This is a genomic window from Streptomyces albidoflavus (assembly GCF_000719955.1).
Classification (GTDB): domain Bacteria; phylum Actinomycetota; class Actinomycetes; order Streptomycetales; family Streptomycetaceae; genus Streptomyces; species Streptomyces albidoflavus.
In genome coordinates this window covers 345075-361725 of record NZ_JOII01000004.1, presented here as the reverse complement: position 1 = coordinate 361725, position 16651 = coordinate 345075, and the positions used below count along the sequence as shown (strand labels likewise).

9 protein-coding genes are annotated in these 16651 nt (G+C 74.8%); 4 read left to right on the top strand and 5 right to left on the bottom strand.

The annotated features are described in order from the left end of the window. Positions 1-2: 2 nt before the first annotated feature. Complete coding sequence (locus tag IF45_RS0106420) at positions 3-2294, bottom strand: FdhF/YdeP family oxidoreductase (RefSeq protein ID WP_030306112.1); 2292 nt, start codon at positions 2292-2294, stop codon at positions 3-5. Positions 2295-2762: 468 nt separating this feature from the next. Here IF45_RS0106420 and moaA point away from each other — a divergent pair, with 468 nt between their 5' ends. The 4 genes from moaA (at position 2763) to IF45_RS0106400 (ending at position 7390) form a co-directional block, all read left to right on the top strand. Further along, entirely contained in the window at positions 2763-3770 is a 1008-nt protein-coding gene (gene moaA / locus IF45_RS0106415; protein WP_030306111.1) for a GTP 3',8-cyclase MoaA, read from the top strand. A 56-nt stretch (positions 3771-3826) separates the two neighbouring features. Then, positions 3827-5071, top strand: a complete 1245-nt coding sequence (locus IF45_RS0106410; protein WP_030306110.1) for a molybdopterin molybdotransferase MoeA — start codon at positions 3827-3829, stop codon at positions 5069-5071. A 49-nt stretch (positions 5072-5120) separates the two neighbouring features. After that, positions 5121-5564, top strand: coding sequence for a molybdenum cofactor biosynthesis protein MoaE (locus IF45_RS0106405; protein WP_008412039.1), 444 nt, complete (start codon positions 5121-5123; stop codon positions 5562-5564). A 71-nt stretch (positions 5565-5635) separates the two neighbouring features. Then, entirely contained in the window at positions 5636-7390 is a 1755-nt protein-coding gene (locus tag IF45_RS0106400) for an FUSC family protein (RefSeq protein ID WP_030306109.1), read from the top strand. A gap of 34 nt (positions 7391-7424) precedes the next feature. Here the strand turns inward: IF45_RS0106400 and IF45_RS0106395 are convergent, their stop codons facing one another. The 4 genes from IF45_RS0106395 to IF45_RS34240 all read right to left on the bottom strand — a co-directional run bounded on the left by IF45_RS0106395 (position 7425) and on the right by IF45_RS34240 (position 16613). Further along, the gene (locus IF45_RS0106395) at positions 7425-9797 is read right to left on the bottom strand and encodes an FdhF/YdeP family oxidoreductase (protein ID WP_030306108.1); all 2373 of its coding nucleotides are present in this window, start codon (positions 9795-9797) and stop codon (positions 7425-7427) included. 150 nt (positions 9798-9947) lie between these two features. After that, positions 9948-11372, bottom strand: coding sequence for a glutamate decarboxylase (gene gad / locus IF45_RS0106390; RefSeq protein ID WP_030306107.1), 1425 nt, complete (start codon positions 11370-11372; stop codon positions 9948-9950). Beyond that, the gene (locus tag IF45_RS0106385; protein WP_236602837.1) at positions 11369-11842 is read right to left on the bottom strand and encodes an Hsp20/alpha crystallin family protein; all 474 of its coding nucleotides are present in this window, start codon (positions 11840-11842) and stop codon (positions 11369-11371) included. The genes gad and IF45_RS0106385 overlap by 4 nt, the downstream gene beginning before the upstream one ends. 130 nt (positions 11843-11972) lie before the next feature. After that, positions 11973-16613, bottom strand: coding sequence for a cation-translocating P-type ATPase (locus IF45_RS34240; RefSeq protein ID WP_037637666.1), 4641 nt, complete (start codon positions 16611-16613; stop codon positions 11973-11975). Positions 16614-16651: the final 38 nt, after the last annotated feature.

Here is a 16651-nt window from a genome sequence, read left to right as displayed (position 1 = left end):
CCTCAGCCGCCGGCGGCCGTCGGTTCCAGCCGGACCACGACCCCCTTCGAGGTCGGGCAGTTGCTGATGTCGGCGACGCTGTCGAGGGGGACCAGGACGTTGGTCTCCGGGTAGTACGCGGCGGCCGAGCCCGGGCTGGTCGGGTAGGAGACGACGCGGAAGGCGGGGGCGCGGCGCTCGCGGCCGTCCTCCCAGACGCCGACCAGGTCGACCAGGTCGCGGTCGGCGAGGCCGAGGGCGGCCAGGTCGGCGGGGTTGACCAGGACCACCCGGCGGGCGTTGTGGATGCCGCGGTACCGGTCGTTCATCGCGTACGGGACGGTGTTCCACTGGTCGTGGGAGCGCAGGGTCTGGAGGATGAGGTGGCCCTCGGGGGCCCGCAGCATCGTGAACTCGTTGCGGGTGAAGACGGCCTTGCCGCTGGGGGTCGGGTAGACGCCCTCGTTGACCGGGTTGGGCAGGGTGAAGCCGCCGGGGCGGTCCACGCGGGCGTTGAACTCCTCGAACCCCGGTACCACGCGCGATATCCGGTCCCGGATCGTGCCGTAGTCCCGCTCGAACTCCTCCCAGGGGATGGCCGGTTCGTCGCCGAGGGTGCGGCGGGCCAGGCGGGAGATGATCGCGACCTCGCTGAGCAGGTGCGGGGAGGCCGGGGCGAGGCGGCCGCGTGAGGCGTGCACCTCGCTCATCGAGTCCTCCACCGTGTAGAACTGCAAGCCCCCTTCCTGGACGTCCCGGTCGCTGCGGCCCAGCGTCGGCAGGATGAGCGCCGTCTCGCCGCACACGGTGTGCGAGCGGTTGAGCTTGGTGGAGATCTGCGCGGTCAGCCGGCAGCGGCGCAGCGCCGCCTCGGTGACCTCGCTGTCGGGGGTGGCGCGGACGAAGTTGCCTGCCACCCCGAGGAAGAACGAGGCCCGGCCGTCGCGCATGGCGCGGATCGAGTCGACCGCGTCCAGGCCGTGGTGGGCGGGCGGGGTGAAGGAGAACTCGCGGCCCAGCGCGTCCAGGAACTCCTGCGGCATCCGCTCCCACACGCCCATGGTGCGGTCACCCTGCACGTTGCTGTGGCCGCGCACCGGGCAGACGCCCGCGCCGGGGCGCCCGATGCTGCCGCGCAGGAGCAGGAAGTTGACGATCTCGCGGATGCTCGGCACGCCGTGCTTCTGCTGGGTCAGCCCCATCGCCCAGCAGACGATGACCTTGCGGCCGGCCAGGACGCGCCGGTGGACCTCCTCGATCTCCTCGCGGGTCAGGCCGGTCGCCTCCAGCACGTCCTCCCAGCGGGTTTTGCGGGCGTGCTCCGCGAACGTCTCGAAGCCGGTGGTGTCCGAGGCGATGAAGGCGTGGTCGAGGACGGTGCCCGGCGCCTCGTCCTCCGCCTCAAGGAGCAGCAGGTTGAGGGCCTGGAAGAGGGCGAGGTCGCCGCCGGCCCGGATGTGCAGGAACTGGTCGGCGATCTCGGTGCCCCGGCCGATCACCCCGCGCGCCTTCTGCGGGTGCTTGAACCGCATCAGCCCGGCCTCGGGCAGCGTGTTGACCGCCACCACCTGCCCGCCGTTCCGCTTGGTCTCCTCCAGCGCGGAGAGCATCCGGGGGTGGTTGGTGCCCGGGTTCTGCCCCATCACGAAGACCAGGTCGGCCTCGTGGATGTCGTCGAGCGAGACGCTGCCCTTGCCGATGCCGAGCGTCTCGCCGAGCGCCGAACCGCTCGACTCGTGGCACATGTTGGAGCAGTCGGGCAGGTTGTTGGTGCCGTAGGCGCGGGCGAAGAGCTGGAGCAGGAACGCCGCCTCGTTGTTGAGCCGCCCCGAGGTGTAGAAGAGCGCCTCGTCCGGGGAGGCGAGGGAGCGCAGCTCGTCGGCGAGGATGCCGAACGCCTCGTCCCAGCCGACCGGTTCGTAGTGCGTGGCGCCCGGGCGCTTGACCATGGGTTCGGTCAGCCGGCCCTGCTGGTTCAGCCAGTAGTCGGACTTGGCGTCCAGCTCCGCGATCGAGTGCTCGCGGAAGAAGCCGGCGGTCACCCGGCGCGAGGTCGCCTCGTCGGCGATGTGCTTGCCGCCGTTCTCGCAGTACTCGTTCCTGTGCCGCTTGCCGGGGGCGGGCTCCGGCCAGGCGCAGCCCGGACAGTCGAAGCCCTTGGCCTGGTTGATGTTGAGCAGGGTCAGCGCGGTGCGGCGCACCGACGTCTGGCCGAGCGCGTACTCCAGGGCGTGCGTCACGGCCGGGACACCGGTCGCCCACGTCTTGGGCGGGGTGACCGACAGGTCGTCCACCGGGTCCTCGATGCCGCTCATGATGCTGGTCCGCCTCTCGTCGCTGCTTGCGGGGCAGCCGGTGACCGGAAATTCGGAATACGGAAACGCGGAATGGAGGAACGCGTTTCCCGCTCCGGAAGCGATGAATTGCCGCCCCTGGCCGGGGAAGCATCCAGCAGCCCGGCGGGCCGAGTCAAAGAGGTCGCGCCGATGACGTGATCGGCGTGACCTATCAAAAGCGCTGCTCGTGGCGACCGCTCTCTCTGCGGCCTTCGCGCACCGCCCGCACCACCTGGGTACATGGAAGCTGTTCGGTAGACCGTACTTATCGTGCCATCGAAGGGTCCGCTTTGACTTGCGGGCGGCGATGGCCGATGGTGAAGAGCGTCCGGGAAAGACGGAAAAACGGAAAGGCAGATCGGCCTTTCGCTTTTCTCCCGTTCGGCGGCGCGTCATAAGGCGCCGGCCCACCGATGACTGCCCAGGGCAGAGGAAGAAGGCAGACCCGTGCGTCACGCCGACGCCCCGTCCCCGCTGGTGGACCGGTTCGGCCGGGTCCACACCGACCTGCGGGTCTCACTCACCGACCGGTGCAACCTGCGGTGCGCCTACTGCATGCCCGCCGAGGGCCTGGACTGGCTGCCCAAGGCCGGCCTGCTCACCGACGACGAGGTGGTCCGCCTGGTCTCCACCGCCACCCGGCGGCTGGGGATCACCGAGGTCCGGCTGACCGGAGGGGAGCCGCTGCTCCGGCGCGGCCTGCCCGCCCTGGTCGCCCGGCTCACCGCCCTCGACCCCGCCCCCGAACTCTCCCTCACCACCAACGGCATCGGCCTCGCCCGCTGCGCCGAGGCGCTGCGCGAGGCGGGGCTGAGCCGGGTCAACGTCAGTCTCGACACGCTGCGTCCAGAACGCTTCGCCGCCCTCACCCGGCGCGACCGCCTCCCCGACGTGCTCGACGGGCTCGCCGCGGCCCACGCCGCGGGACTGGCACCGGTCAAGGTCAACGCCGTACCGGTCCGGGGCGTCAACGACGACGAGATCGCCGATCTGGCCGCCTTCGCCGTCGAGCGCGGCTACCGGATGCGGTTCATCGAGTCGATGCCGCTGGACGCCCAGGGCGCCTGGGAGCGGGACCGGATGGTCACCGCCGAGGAGATCCTGGACCGCCTCGGCCGCCGCTTCGACCTGGTCCCGGTCGAGCGGCAGGACCACGCGCCCGCCGAGGAGTGGCGGATCGCCGGGACCGACGCCCGGGTCGGGGTAATCGCCAGCGTCACCCGCCCGTTCTGCGGAGGCTGCGACCGGGTCCGGCTCACCGCCGACGGGCAGTTGCGCACCTGCCTCTTCGCCACCGAGGAGTCCGACCTGCGCGCCCTGCTGCGCGGCGGCGCCGACGACGACGCCCTGGGGGCCGCCTGGCGCACCGCCCTGGCGGGCAAGGGCCCCGGACACGCCATCGGCAGCCCGGAGTTCCGCCGCCCCGACCGCCCGATGTCCGCCATCGGCGGCTGACCCGCCGCCCGGCACCGACACCGGGCGGACCGGAACGCGAAGGAGAGGGACGCCTCATGACGCCGCACCACACCACCGCGCCCGCGCGGCGGAGCGCGCCCCGGGCCGACCGGCCAGCCGTGACCTGGGAGCAGGCCCGCGCGACGGCCCGGGACGCCGTACAGCCGCTCCCCGCCGCCGCGCTCGCACCCGCCCAGGCGTTGGGCCACGCCCTCGCCGCACCCCTGGCCGCCCGCACCGACCTGCCGCCGTTCGACACCTCGGCGATGGACGGCTGGGCCGTGGCGGGCCCCGGGCCCTGGCGGCTGGAGGACCGCACGCTGCTGGCCGGGACCCGGCCCGCGCCCCTGCGCCCCGGTGCCGCCGCGCCCATCGCCACCGGCGCCCGGCTCCCCGCCGGAGCCACCGCCGTCCTGCGCCGCGAACACGGCGCGACCGACCCGGCCACCGGCACCCTGCACGTCCGGTCCGCCGCACCGGGGGCGGCACCCGGCACCGACATCCGCGTCCAGGGCCACGAGTGCCGCACCGGGGACCCCCTCCTGCCGGCCGGCGCCACCGTCACCCCGGCCGTGCTGGGCCTGGCGGCCGCCGCCGGCCACGACCGGCTGAGGGTGCACCGGCGGCCCACCGTCGAACTCCTCGTCCTCGGCGACGAACTGCTGACCTCCGGCCTCCCCGGCGACGGCCGCGTCCGCGACGCCCTCGGCCCGCTGCTGCCGCCGTGGCTGCACGCCCTCGGCGCCGAGGTCACCGGCCACCACCGCGTCCCCGACGCCGCCGCACCGCTGACCGAGGCCGTCCGCCGGTCGCCCGCCGACGTCGTCGTCACCACCGGCAGCACCGCCGCCGGGCCGGTCGACTTCCTGCACCGGGCGCTGCGGGCGAACGGCGCCGAGCTGCTGGTCGACTCCGTCGCCGTCCGCCCCGGCCATCCGATGCTGCTGGCCGCGCTGCCGGGCACCGGGCCCCGCCCCGCGCGTCACCTCGTCGGCCTGCCCGGCAACCCGCTCGCCGCCGTCGCCGGACTGGTGACGCTCGCCGCCCCGCTGCTCGGCCGCCTCGGCGGCCGCACCCCGGACGCACCGCACCGCGCCAGGGCCGCCGCCGCGCTGCCCGGCCACCCGGCGGACACCCGGCTCGTCCCGGTGCGCCGCGCCGAGAACGGCGTCACCCCGCTCCCGTACGACGGACCGGCCATGCTCCGCGGTCTCGCCCGCGCCGACCACCTCGCCGTGCTCCCGCCCGGCGGCGCCACCGAGGGGGAGTACGTGACGGTGCTGCCCCTGCCCACCGGTTGACCCGGCCCGCCGCGCACCACCCCTCCCTCCCTTCCTCCAGGACCACGCCATGCCCCACCCCCGGACGCTCACCGACCCGATCCGCCTGCTCGCGCTGCGGGACACACCGCTCTCCCCCGACGAGGTGTACGCGGCCGTCGGCGACGACGCGGCCGGAGCCACCGCCCTCTTCGTCGGCACCGTCCGCGACCACGACGGCGGCAGGGCGGTGGACGCGCTGGAGTACAGCGCTCACCCCCACGCCGAACGGTTCCTGCGGGAGGTGGCCGGGAAGGTCGCAGCCAACCACCCGGTGCTGGCGCTGGCCGTCGTGCACCGGACCGGTCTGCTGCGGATCGGCGAGGTCGCGGTGATCGCCGCCGTCTCCTGCCCGCACCGCGCCGAGTCCTTCGCCGCCTGCGCCGACCTCGTCGAGCGCGTCAAGCACGACGTACCGGTCTGGAAGCACCAGCTCTTCGCCGACGGCACCGAGGAGTGGGTGGGCGCCTGCTGAACCGGCCGGACCCACCGGCTCCCGCCCCGGCACGACCCGATCAGCAGCGATTCAGGTGGTATACAGCGGATATGCGTCGTTCGCGCACCTCCCAGCCCGCGGCGGCCACGGCCGGACGGCGGCGCTCGGTGGCACGGGTGCTCTCGCCCCGTGGCGCCTTCACCCTGCACCAGGTGGACGGCGCCTTCACCTTCGCCCTGCGCGCGGCGCTCGCCATGGCCCTGGCCGCTCTCCCGCTGGTGGTCGCCGGCCGCCCCGAGGACGCCGTCTACGGGATGCTCGGCGCCTTCACCACCACCTTCGGCCGCAACCTCCCCTACCCCCGGCGGGCCCGCGCCCTCGCCCTGGTGGCTCTGGCCGTGACGGCCTGCGTGGCGGGCGGTTCGGCGCTCGCCGCCTGGGCCCAGCCGAGGGAACAGGCCGGGGGCGCCGCCGTGGTCATCGCGGCGACCGCCCTGGTGGCGGGGGCCGCCAAGTTCGTCTGCGACGCGACACGGCTGCGGGGGCTCGGCGCGGTCCTCCTCCTCTTCGCCTTCGCGGTGGCCGCCAACAGCACCCCCGCCTACGAGTCCATCCCCCGCTACACCGCGCTGACGGCGCTCGGCGCGGCCGCCGCCTGGCTGCTGGCCGTCCTCGGAGTGCTGGTCCACCCCGACCGGCCGCAGCGCCTGGCGGTCGCCGCCGCCCTGCGCTCCCTCGCCGCGCTGCGCGAGACGCCCCTCTCCCAGGACCGCGAGGGCGCCGCCCGCACCCGCGCCACCGCCGCCGTGCTGCGCGCGTACCAGTCGGTGGGGCTGGGACCGCCGGCCCCGGCCGACCCGGAGGGCCGCGGCGGGGTCTGCGTCCGGCTCACCGACCTCTCCTGGTCGCTGCTGATCGGCTCCGGACTCCACCGGGAGAACACCCCGGTGGGCCTCGCCCACCTGTTGCGCGCACAGGCCCGCCTCCTGGCCGACCGGCGCCGCCGCACCGCCGTGCTGCTGCCGGAACTGGCCCGCCTTGACGCGGCCGCGCCGACCGGCGCCGGGGCCCCGTCCCCCGCCGGCCGGGCCCGCGGCCGGTTCACCGAACTGCGCGCCGCCCAGCTGGCCCTGGGCCCGAGCCCCGGAGACCTCCGGGACCGCCTGCGCGTCCTGGTCGTCCCCGCCCTGCGGATGGTGCTCGGCACCGGACTGGCGGGCGGGACCGCGCTCGCCCTCGACCTCGGGCACGGCTACTGGGCGGCCGTCTCGGCCGCCGCCGTCCTGCACTCCGTCAACGTCCGGACCGCCTCCCAGCGGGCCGTCCAGCGGGCCCTCGGCACCACGGCCGGCCTGCTGATCGCCTTCGGCGTGCTGGCGGCCGGCCCCACGGCCCGCACACTGATCCTGGTGATCGTCGTACTGGAGTTCCTGCTGGAGTACGTGGTCGCCCGCAACTACGGACTGGGCATCGTCTTCCTGACACCGCTCGCCCTGCTGCTCAGCGACCTCGCCGCCCCCGAACCCGCCGGAGCCCTCGTCCTGGACCGGGCGGCGGGCAGCGCCATCGGCATCGCCGTCGGGCTGGCCTGCGCCCTGCTGGTCGTCCACGACCACGCCTCCGTGCGGGCGGTCCGGGCGCTGGCCGCCTGCGAACGGGCCGCCGACCGCGCCCGGGACGCCCTCGCCGACGGCCTGGTGGGCACCTTCCCGGTGGCACAGGCCCGCCTCGCCGCCGCCGTGGTGGAGCTGCGTGAGGCGGACGACGCGGCGGCGGGCGAACTCCTGCCCGCCGAACTCGACCCGGCCGCGCTGGCCGCCGCCGAACAGCGCGCGTACCTGCTCCTGGAACGCCTCGCCCGCTGAGCGGCCGAGCCGTTCCAGGAGCCACGACGGCCCGTCAGGAGGCGGGCAGCACCATCGGCCGGGCGGGCACTCCGCTGGGCGTGACCTTCACCCGGACGTTCTTCATCAGCGGCTGGTCGCTCTGGGTGCTGTAATCGGCCTTGCCGATGAGCACGTTCATCTCCGGCATGTATCCGGCCGCGCAGCCCCGGGGCATGTCGTAGGCGAGCGCCCGGTACTCGTTCAGGGTGCGGATGCTGCCGTCCTTGGAGGTGGCCGCGATGTCGACCAGGCTGCCTGGGGAGATGCCGCGGGCCCGCATGTCGGCGGCGTTCATGAGGATCAGGGTGCGCAGGTTCTTGATGCCCCGGTACCGGTCGTCGTCGGAGTAGATCGTGGTGTTCCACTGGTCGTGCGAGCGCATCGTCTGGAGGATCAGCACCTCCTCGTCCCGGGGCACCACGTCCGGCAGCGGCGCGGTGGAGAACTCGGCCCGCTGCGACGGCGTGAAGAAGATCAGCTCCCGGGCCGGCTGCTTGATGCGGAAGCCCAGCGGCAGCCGCACCCGCCGGTTGAAGTCCTCGAAGCCGTCCAGCGCCACGGACATGGTGTCCCGGATGCGGTCGTAGTCCTCGACGTACTTCTCCCAGGGCGTGGCGCTGTCGGGCAGCGTCGCCCGCGCCATCCCGGCGATGATGGCCGGCTCCGAGAGCAGGTGCGGGGAGGCCGGGCGCTTCATGCCGACCGACAGGTGCACCATGCTCATCGAGTCCTCGACCGAGGTCGACTGGATCCCCCGGCGCTGGTGGTCCTTCTCGGTGCGCCCCAGACACGGCAGGATCAGCGCCTTCCTGCCGTGGACGACATGGCTCCGGTTCAGCTTGGTGCTGACCTGCACGGTCAGCTCGCACTTGCGCATGCCCTCGGCGGTGTACGGGGTGTCGGGCGCCGCCATCACGAAGTTGCCGCCCATGCCGACGAAGACCTTGACCTTGCCTTCGTGCATCGCCGCGATGGTGCCCACGGTGTCGAGGCCGTGCTCGCGCGGCGGGTCGATGCCGCACGCCTCGGCGAGCATGTCCAGGAACTCCGGCGCCGGGCGGTGGTCGATGCCGGAGGTGCGGTTGCCCTGGACGTTGCTGTGCCCGCGCACCGGGGAGGGACCAGCGCCCTCGCGGCCCAGGTTCCCCCGGAGCAGCAGCACGTTGACGATCTCCCGGACCGTGTCCACCCCGTGCTCGTGCTGGGAGACGCCCAGACACCAGCTGATGAGGGTGCGGTCGGCCCGCGAGTAGACCTGGGCCGCCTTCAGGATGTCCTGGCGGCTGAGCCCCGACTGCCGCTCCAGCTCCTCCCACGGCGTCGCCTCGCACAGCGCCCGGTACTCCTCGAAGCCGTGCGTGTGGCGGTCGATGAAGACCCGGTCCAGGGCGTTGGGGTCGGTCGCCGACTCCTCGAGCACCGCCTTGGCCATCCCGCGCAGCAGCGCCATGTCACCGCCCGCCCGCACCTGGAGGTTGAGGGTGCTGGTGCGGGTCGGCTTGAAGAGCGCCATGTCCAGGAAGTCGTGCGGCACGATGGTCCGGGTGGCGGCCGCCTCCACCAGCGGGTTGACGTGCACGATCTGCGCGCCCCGGTCGTACGCCTCGGCCAGCGCGGTGAGCATGCGCGGGGCGTTGGAGGCGGCGTTGACGCCCATGATGAAGAGCGCGTCGGCCGACTCCCAGTCCGCGAGGTCCGCGGTGCCCTTGCCGGTGCCGAGGGCCGCGGTGAGGGCGCGGCCGGACGCCTCGTGGCACATGTTGGAGCAGTCGGGGAGGTTGTTGGTGCCGAACTCGCGGGCCCACAGCTGGTACAGGAAGGTCGCCTCGTTGCCGAGCCGGCCCGAGGTGTAGAAGGACGCCTCGTTCGGGTCGTCCAGGGCGCGCAGCTCCCGGCCGACCAGCTCGAAGGCGGCCTTCCAGGTGATCGGCTCGTAGTGGTCGGTCTCCGGGTTGTAGACCATCGGCTCGGTCAGCCGGCCGGTGTCCTCCAGCGCGAAGTCGGTCCAGGTGGCCAGCTCGGAGACGGAGTGCCTGGCGAACAGCTCGCGCCCCGCCCGCTTGGGCGTCATCTCCCAGGTGACGTGCTTGATGCCGTTCTCGCAGATGTCGAGCTTGAGTCCCTTGGTGTCGTCCGGCCACGCGCAGCCCGGGCAGTCGAAACCGCCGTTCTCGTGGTTCATCTTGAAGATGGCGCGTGGGCCGTCGACGAAGGCCCGCTCCTTCGCCAGGACGTGCGTCACGCTCTTCGCCGCGCCCCAGCCCGCGGCCGGGTGGTGGTAGTGGCGCTGTACGGGGGTGCCCTCGTCGGCGGGCCCCTCGCCGCCCTCGGGCGGCGGGGCGTCCGCGCCGCCGGGAGGGTTCTGGCCTGCTTCCGCCGTGGTCATCCTGATCAGCCCTTCGTCCGGTCGCCCGACGGCGTGTTCCCCGGCCGGGCCGCGACCGGCACGCTACCGCCGTCGCGCGGGCTTCCGGCGGCCCCGCGCGGGACGCCACCCGGGTGGACGGCGTCCCCCGCCACCCGCACGGCGGGACCGCTACCGGCCCCGCTCCGCCGAATGGTGGAAGGCCGTGCTGGGCGACGGCCGCTCCCCGGGGTGCGGGGACTGGCGCCGCAGCTCCGGCAGCAGCCGCCCCAGGTCGTGCAGGAGCATGTCCGCGAGGTCGCGGGTGAAGCCGTTGCGGCAGACGATCCGCAGCACGGAGAGGTCCTGACGGTGCGGCGGACAGGTGTACGCGGGCACCAGCCACCCGGTCTCGCGCAGCCGCCGCGACACGTCGAAGACGTCGTACGCCCGCACGTCCGCCCCCGTGGTGAAGGCGAAGGCGGGCAGCTGGTCGCCCCGGGTCAGCAGCCGGAAGTCGCCCAGTTCCTCGATGCCGTGCGCCAGGTGCGTGGCGATGTCGCGGCCGGCCTGCTGCACCTGGCGGAAGCCCTCACGCCCCAGCCGCAGGAAGACGTAGTACTGGGCGGCCACCTGGGAGCCGGGGCGGGAGAAGTTCAGGGCGAAGGTGGGCATCGTCCCGCCGAGGTAGTCGACGCGGAAGACCAGGTCGTCCGGGAGGTACTCGGCGCTGCGCCACACCGCCCACCCCACGCCGGGGTAGACCAGCCCGTACTTGTGGCCCGAGGTGTTGATGGAGACGACCCGCTCCAGGCGGAAGTCCCAGACCAGGTCCGGGTCGAGGAAGGGGGCGACCATGGCCCCCGACGCCCCGTCGACGTGGACCGGCACGTCCCAGCCGGTGCGCTCCTGGAGAGCGTCCAGCGCCGCGCAGAGCTCCTGGACCGGCTCGTACGAACCGTCGTACGTGGAGCCGAGGATGCCGACCACGCCGATGGTGTTCTCGTCGCAGAGGTCGGCGGCGGCCTGCGGGTCGAGGTGGAAGCGCTCGCCCTCCATCGGCACCATCCGGGGCTCGACCTCCCAGTAGTCGCAGAACTTCTCCCAGCAGACCTGGACGTTGATGCCCATGACCAGATTGGGCCGGGCCGAGGCGGGATAGCGGTCGCCCTGCCGGTGCGCCCAGCGCCGCTTCATCGCCATCCCCGCGAGCATGCACGCCTCGCTCGACCCGGTGGTGGAACAGCCCACCGCCCGGTCCGCGTCGGGGGCGTGCCAGAGGTCGGCGAGGATCGCCACGCACCGGCGCTCGATCTCCGCGGTGCGCGGGTACTCGTCCTTGTCGATGAGGTTCTTGTCGCGACACTCCGCCATCACCGCCGCGCCCTCGGGCTCCATCCAGGTCGTCACGAAGGTGGCGAGGTTCTGCCGCGCGTTCCCGTCGAGCATCACCTCGTCGTGCACGATCCGCCGGGCCACCTCCGGCGGCAGCGAATGGGCGCTGAGCCTCCTGACCGGCGGCACCGACAGCATCGCGGCGGCCGGGTCGGCCGCCAGGTGGAACGGATTGAGGGAGAGCCGCGCGCCGTCCGACGTCTCCCCGCCCGCCGCGCTCACCCGCCGACCGCCGTACCGACCGCGACGGGGCGCGTGGCGCGCTCCCCGGACTTGGTGAGCCGGACGGTCAGTACGCCGTCCACCAGGTCGGCGCGGACCTGGTCGTGGTCGGCGTCGCCGGGCACCCGGACGCCGAAGGAGAAGGTGCCGATCCGACGGCCCAGCGCGTTCTGGGCGGAGGACTCGTCGAGCGTCCCGGAGATGTACAGCTCGCGGCCGTCCGTCTCGACCTTCACGCACTCCCGGGGAATGCCCGGCAGCTCGGCGCGGACGAGGTACGCGTCGCCCGCGTCGGCCTCCTCCACCGTCGGCATCCAGTGCCGGACCGCCGGTTCGCCGCCGTGTTCGACACGTTCGGCCAGCCGCCTCAACTCACCGCACAGACGCCCCAGTTCCCGGCTCGGATCGTGCTCGGACCACCAGGAACCCCGTGCTGCCCCGGGCCGCCCGGTGGACGCGGAACGGCTCATCCGCTGACTCCCTCTGTCGACCGGCACCCGGAGCCGAGGCGCCCGCACGCCGGTGTTGGTCCCCCCGCCCCTCCACCCTCGGCGGGCCCAGGGCGCCGGGCCACCGCGCGTAGGCCGTTCGGACCGGCCCTCACACCGGTGCGGGGACCGGGTCCGGGGCGGCTGCCGCCTCGGACACCGGCGCCGGGGCCCGGCGCGCGAGCAGCCCCTGGGCGAGCGCCGCCGCCAGGGTCGCCGCCGTGGAGCAGGCGGCGACCGTGGTCCAGGCGACCGGGCCGAGCGGGGTGCAGCCGAAGAAGTGGCTCACCCCCGGCGTCTGGATCACCCCGGCCAGGACGACCGTGGAGGCCGCCCCGGTGAGCAGCACCAGCGGACTGCGCCAGTCCGTGGCGAGCGTCTGGCCCAGCTGTGTGCCCACCAGCGCGGCCAGCCCCATGGTGTTGGCCCGCACCGCGCGCCCGCTCATCCGCCCGAGCTGCCAGGCGGTCACAGCGCCCAGCGCGGTGGCGGTCCCGCGTACGGCCAGCACCCGCCCCAGCTCCCGCGCGAGCGAGTCGGTCGCGTGGCCGTTCCCGGCGGCCTCCTCGTCGCGGGCCGCCCGGCCGGGGGCCATGGCGAGGGCGAGGGCGGGCAGCATGTCGGTCAGCAGGTTGACCAGGAGCAGCTGACGGGTGCCGAGCGGGGCCCGCCCCGACAGGGCCGTGCCGAGGACGGTGAAGGCGACCTCGCCCGCGTTCCCGCCGACCAGGATGCCCACCGCGTCGCGGACCCGGCGCCACAGGGCGCGTCCCTCCAGCAGCGCGTGGACCATGTTCTCGGGGGAGGGGTCGGTGAGGACCAGGTCGGCGGCGGCGCTGGCCGAGCGGGAGCCCGGGGCGGAGAGGCCGATACCGATGTCGGCGAGTTTGATGGCGGCCGCGTCGTTGACGCCGTCGCCCGTCATCGCCACCACGCGGCCCGCGCGCTGGAGGTCCTTGACGATCCGTACCTTGTGCTCGGGGGAGACCCGGGCGAAGACGGCCGAGTCCAGCACCTTGGCGATCCGCTCGGACTCGGGGAGCGCGTCCAGCTCCGCCCCCGTCACCACGGCGTCCGCCCCCGGGATGCCGAGCCGGGCGGCGATGGCCCCCGCCGTCGTCGGGTGGTCACCGGTGATCATGGTGACGCGTACGCCCGCCTCCTGGAGGTGCGCCAGGGTCTCGGAGGCGCCGGGGCGCGGGGTGTCGCTGATCGCGAGGAAGCCGCGCAGCGTCAGCCCCGTGACCTGCTCGGGCAGCTCCTCCGCCGTCAACGAGGCGTCCTCCAGCGGGCGTTCGGCCACAGCCAGTACCCGCAGGCCCTGGGCGCCGAGCCGGTCCACAAGACGCCTGGCCTTCCGCCGCAGGGCCGCGTCGAGCGGGAGGGAGCCGGTGCTCCCCGAGGCCGACGGCGTGACCGCGTCGCACCGCTCCAGGATCTTCTCGGGCGCGCCCTTGACCGCCAGGATTCCGCCCTCCGGGGTCTTCCCGGCCGAGGCGGAGTAGCCCCGCCGGGCCTCGAACGGCAGCTCCCGCGTCAACTGCCAGTCCCCGTCCGGGAAGGTACCGGCCGTCACCGCGTCCAGCACCGACTGGTCGGTGGCGTGGGCGGCGGGCCTGCCCTCCTCCGGCCGGGGGCAGGCGCGGGCGGCGAGGCCGAGCAGGTGCTGGCCCGCCTCGCAGGACGGCTCCTCGTCCCCGTCCAGGAAGGCGACACCGGTCACCGACAGCCGTCCCTCGGTGAGCGTGCCGGTCTTGTCGTAACAGACCACGTCCACCCGGCCGAGGGCTTCGAGGACGCGGGCGGAACGGGTGAGGATGCCGTACCGGGAGAGCCGGTGGGCGGCGGCGCTCTGGGCCATGGTGGCGACCAGCGGCAGTCCCTCGGGCACCGCCGCCACCGCCACCGCGACGCCGGAGGCGAGCGCCTCGCGGACCGGGACGCCGCGCAGCAGCCCGAGGACGGTCACGGCGGCGCCGCCGATGCCGACGGCCGGCAGGGCGATCCGGCTGAGCTGGGCGAGGTGGCCCTCGATCCCGGTCGGCCGGGGCGCCTCGGCCGCCAGCTCCGCCGCCCGGCCCGCCTCGGTCTGCGTGCCGGTGGCGACGACGACCGCGTACGCCGAACCCGTGAGCACGGTGCAGCCCTCGTAGACCATGCAGGTGCGCTCCGCGAGGTCGGCGCCGGGGACGGCGTGCGGGTTCTTGCCGACCGGTACGGATTCGCCCGTCAGGGTCGACTCGTCGACCTCCAGGGCGTCGCACCACAGCAGCCGGGCGTCGGCCGGGACCACGTCGCCGTCGCGCAGGGCGATCACCTCGCCCACCCGCAGCTCGCCGGAGGAGACGGTGGTGTGCGCGGCCGTCTCCCGCACCGCGGCGAGCTGAGCCTCGGTCACCCCGGCGTCCGGGGTCCACTCCACCCGGCAGGCGGTGACCTGCTCGGTCAGCAGCAGCTTGCGCATCGCCTCCTCGACCCGCATCCGCTGCGCGCCGCTGATCAGCCCGTTGCCGACCATCACGCCGCCGACCAGCGCCGAGTCCACGGTCGAGCCGACGGCGGCGGAGGCGGCCGCGCCGAAGGCGAGGATCGGGGTGAGCGGGTCGCGCAGTTCCTCACGCACCGCCCGCAGCAGCCTGGCCGTGCCGTCGGCGGCGGCGCCGAGGCCGGGCACCTCGGCGAGCGCGTCGTACCCGCGCACCAGCCAGTCGGCGGACGGCTCCTCCCCCTCCGGTTCCGGGGCGCCCGCGTACGCACCCCGGCGGTGCAGGGCCCGCAGGACCTCGACGGCCCCCAGCGCGTGCCAGGGCTCGCCGCGCAGCCTCGGCTCCGGCAGCGGCTCGCGGGCCAGGCGCCGGCCCGCGCTGAACCCCATCCACTGGGCCATGAACGCCGCCCCGTAGACCGGCGTGGTGGTGAGCGCGACCATCGGCGGGCGGGACCCGGCGGCGGCCACGAGCGCGCCGAGTGCCGAGCCGCCCACCGCCAGGCGGGCCGCCTTACGGCTGACCGTACGCGCGGTGTCCACCGCGTTCAGCACCCGCCACAGGGAGGCCAGGCCGGGGCCGCAGACCAGGTCGGCCGACCAGTGGGCGGCGGTGTGTCCCGCGCGGGCGTGCGGCAGCACCGCCACGCCCACGTCCGCCGCCGCGAGGGCGCGCGGGTTGCCGGCGCTGACCAGCAGCACCACCTCGCCGCGCTCCTGAAGGTCCGTCACCTCCCCGGCCAGGCAGGTGTCCGCGCCGAGCACGGTGTCGGCCCAGGGGAGGAGTTCCGCGGTGGCCGCGTGCGCGGTGAGGTGGAGCCGGGTGCCGCCGGCCCGCGCCGCCGTCACCACCGCCTCGGCGAGCGGGTCGAGTTCGACCCCGACGACCACCTCGCCCCACCACTGGCCCTCGGGGTCGCAGACCTCCAGCCGCAGCCCCTCGGGCCCGCCCGGTCCTGAACTGTCGGTGGTGGCGAGGGCGGGCCGCTGGAGCCGCCAGCCGCCGTGCGTCCACGGTCCGGGCCCGGCCAGCTCCTGCGGGCTGTGCGCGGCGACCACCGCCTGCGCCGCGCCCCACACCTCGGCCTCGTCGATCGCCCCGGCCACCTGGACCGACATCAGCCGGGGCCGGGTTCCGCACAGCACGTCGGAGTCGATCACCGCCACCGTCACCCGGTCCAGCACCCGCAGGGTCGCGCCGTCCAGCGGCACCACCCCCGCGTCGGCCAGGTCGCGCCCGAGCCGCGCGCAGAACAACTCCCGCCCCATCCGGGCCGCCTTGGGCGGCGTCGCCAGCACGGCCCGCGCCGACGTGGCGGCGTCCCGGGTCCAGGCCAGCACCGCCCCGGCGCCGAGCACCGCGGCCGCCGAGGTCCGCTCCGCGTACTTCTCCACCTCCCCGTCCGGCAGCGGTACGGGCCGGACGGGACGGGGCGTCAGATGCGCGGGCATCCGCTCGCCGTCGCCCACCAGCTCCCGCTCCCGCCGTGCCCAGACCTCCTGCCGTCCCCGGAACTCGGCGAGCTGGCCCAGGCGTTGGCAGGCGTCCAGGGCGAGCGGTGTCACGCCGTGCGCGAGGGCGTGCGCCGCCGCCCCGGCGAGGCTGATCGCGGTCTCCGCCTGGTGCTTGCCCAGCCTGTTCTCCAGCAGCCGCCGCAGGCGGGGCTGGGACTCGGTCACCACCACCGGGAGCGGCAGCATGGTCAGCGGCTTCATCCCCCGGGCCGCGGCGAAGGCGATGCCCACGCAGTCGGAGACCAGCGACATCTTGGCCAGCGCCGCCGGCGCCGTGTCGTACGGGGGCAGCGGCCGGCCGCCGGGGAAGTCGTCGGCGCCGGTGCCGTGCTCCGTCTCCAGCCGCTCCACCAGGTCCAGCAGGTCGCCGACGTCGAGTCCGTTCTGCTCGTACCCGACCACCAGCTGGCCGGCGGTGGCGTTGATCTCGGCCCAGTGCACGGACTGGAGGGCGCGTGCGGCCGTCGTCAGCGCGTGGCAGAGGGCGTCCGCCCGCGGGCTGCGTCCGCAGAGCCCGCGCACCTCGATGTGGGCCCGTCCCCCGCCGGACCAGACATGCCGGCGCCGCCGGTCCGCGCCCCCGTCCGCCAGCACCGACACGGCCTCCGCCAGATCGGCGGGCAGCTCACGCAGGGCCTCGTACGCGGCCTGCCCGCCGCGCCGTACGCGGTCCTGAGCCTCCCTCGCCCCGTCCGCCAGCGCCCGCGCGGGCGCCGACGCCAGTTCCCGCACCCGACTCAGTGAGGTCAGCACCCGTTGCTCCTGTCCCGGTGTCCGGTACCGGGCCCGCC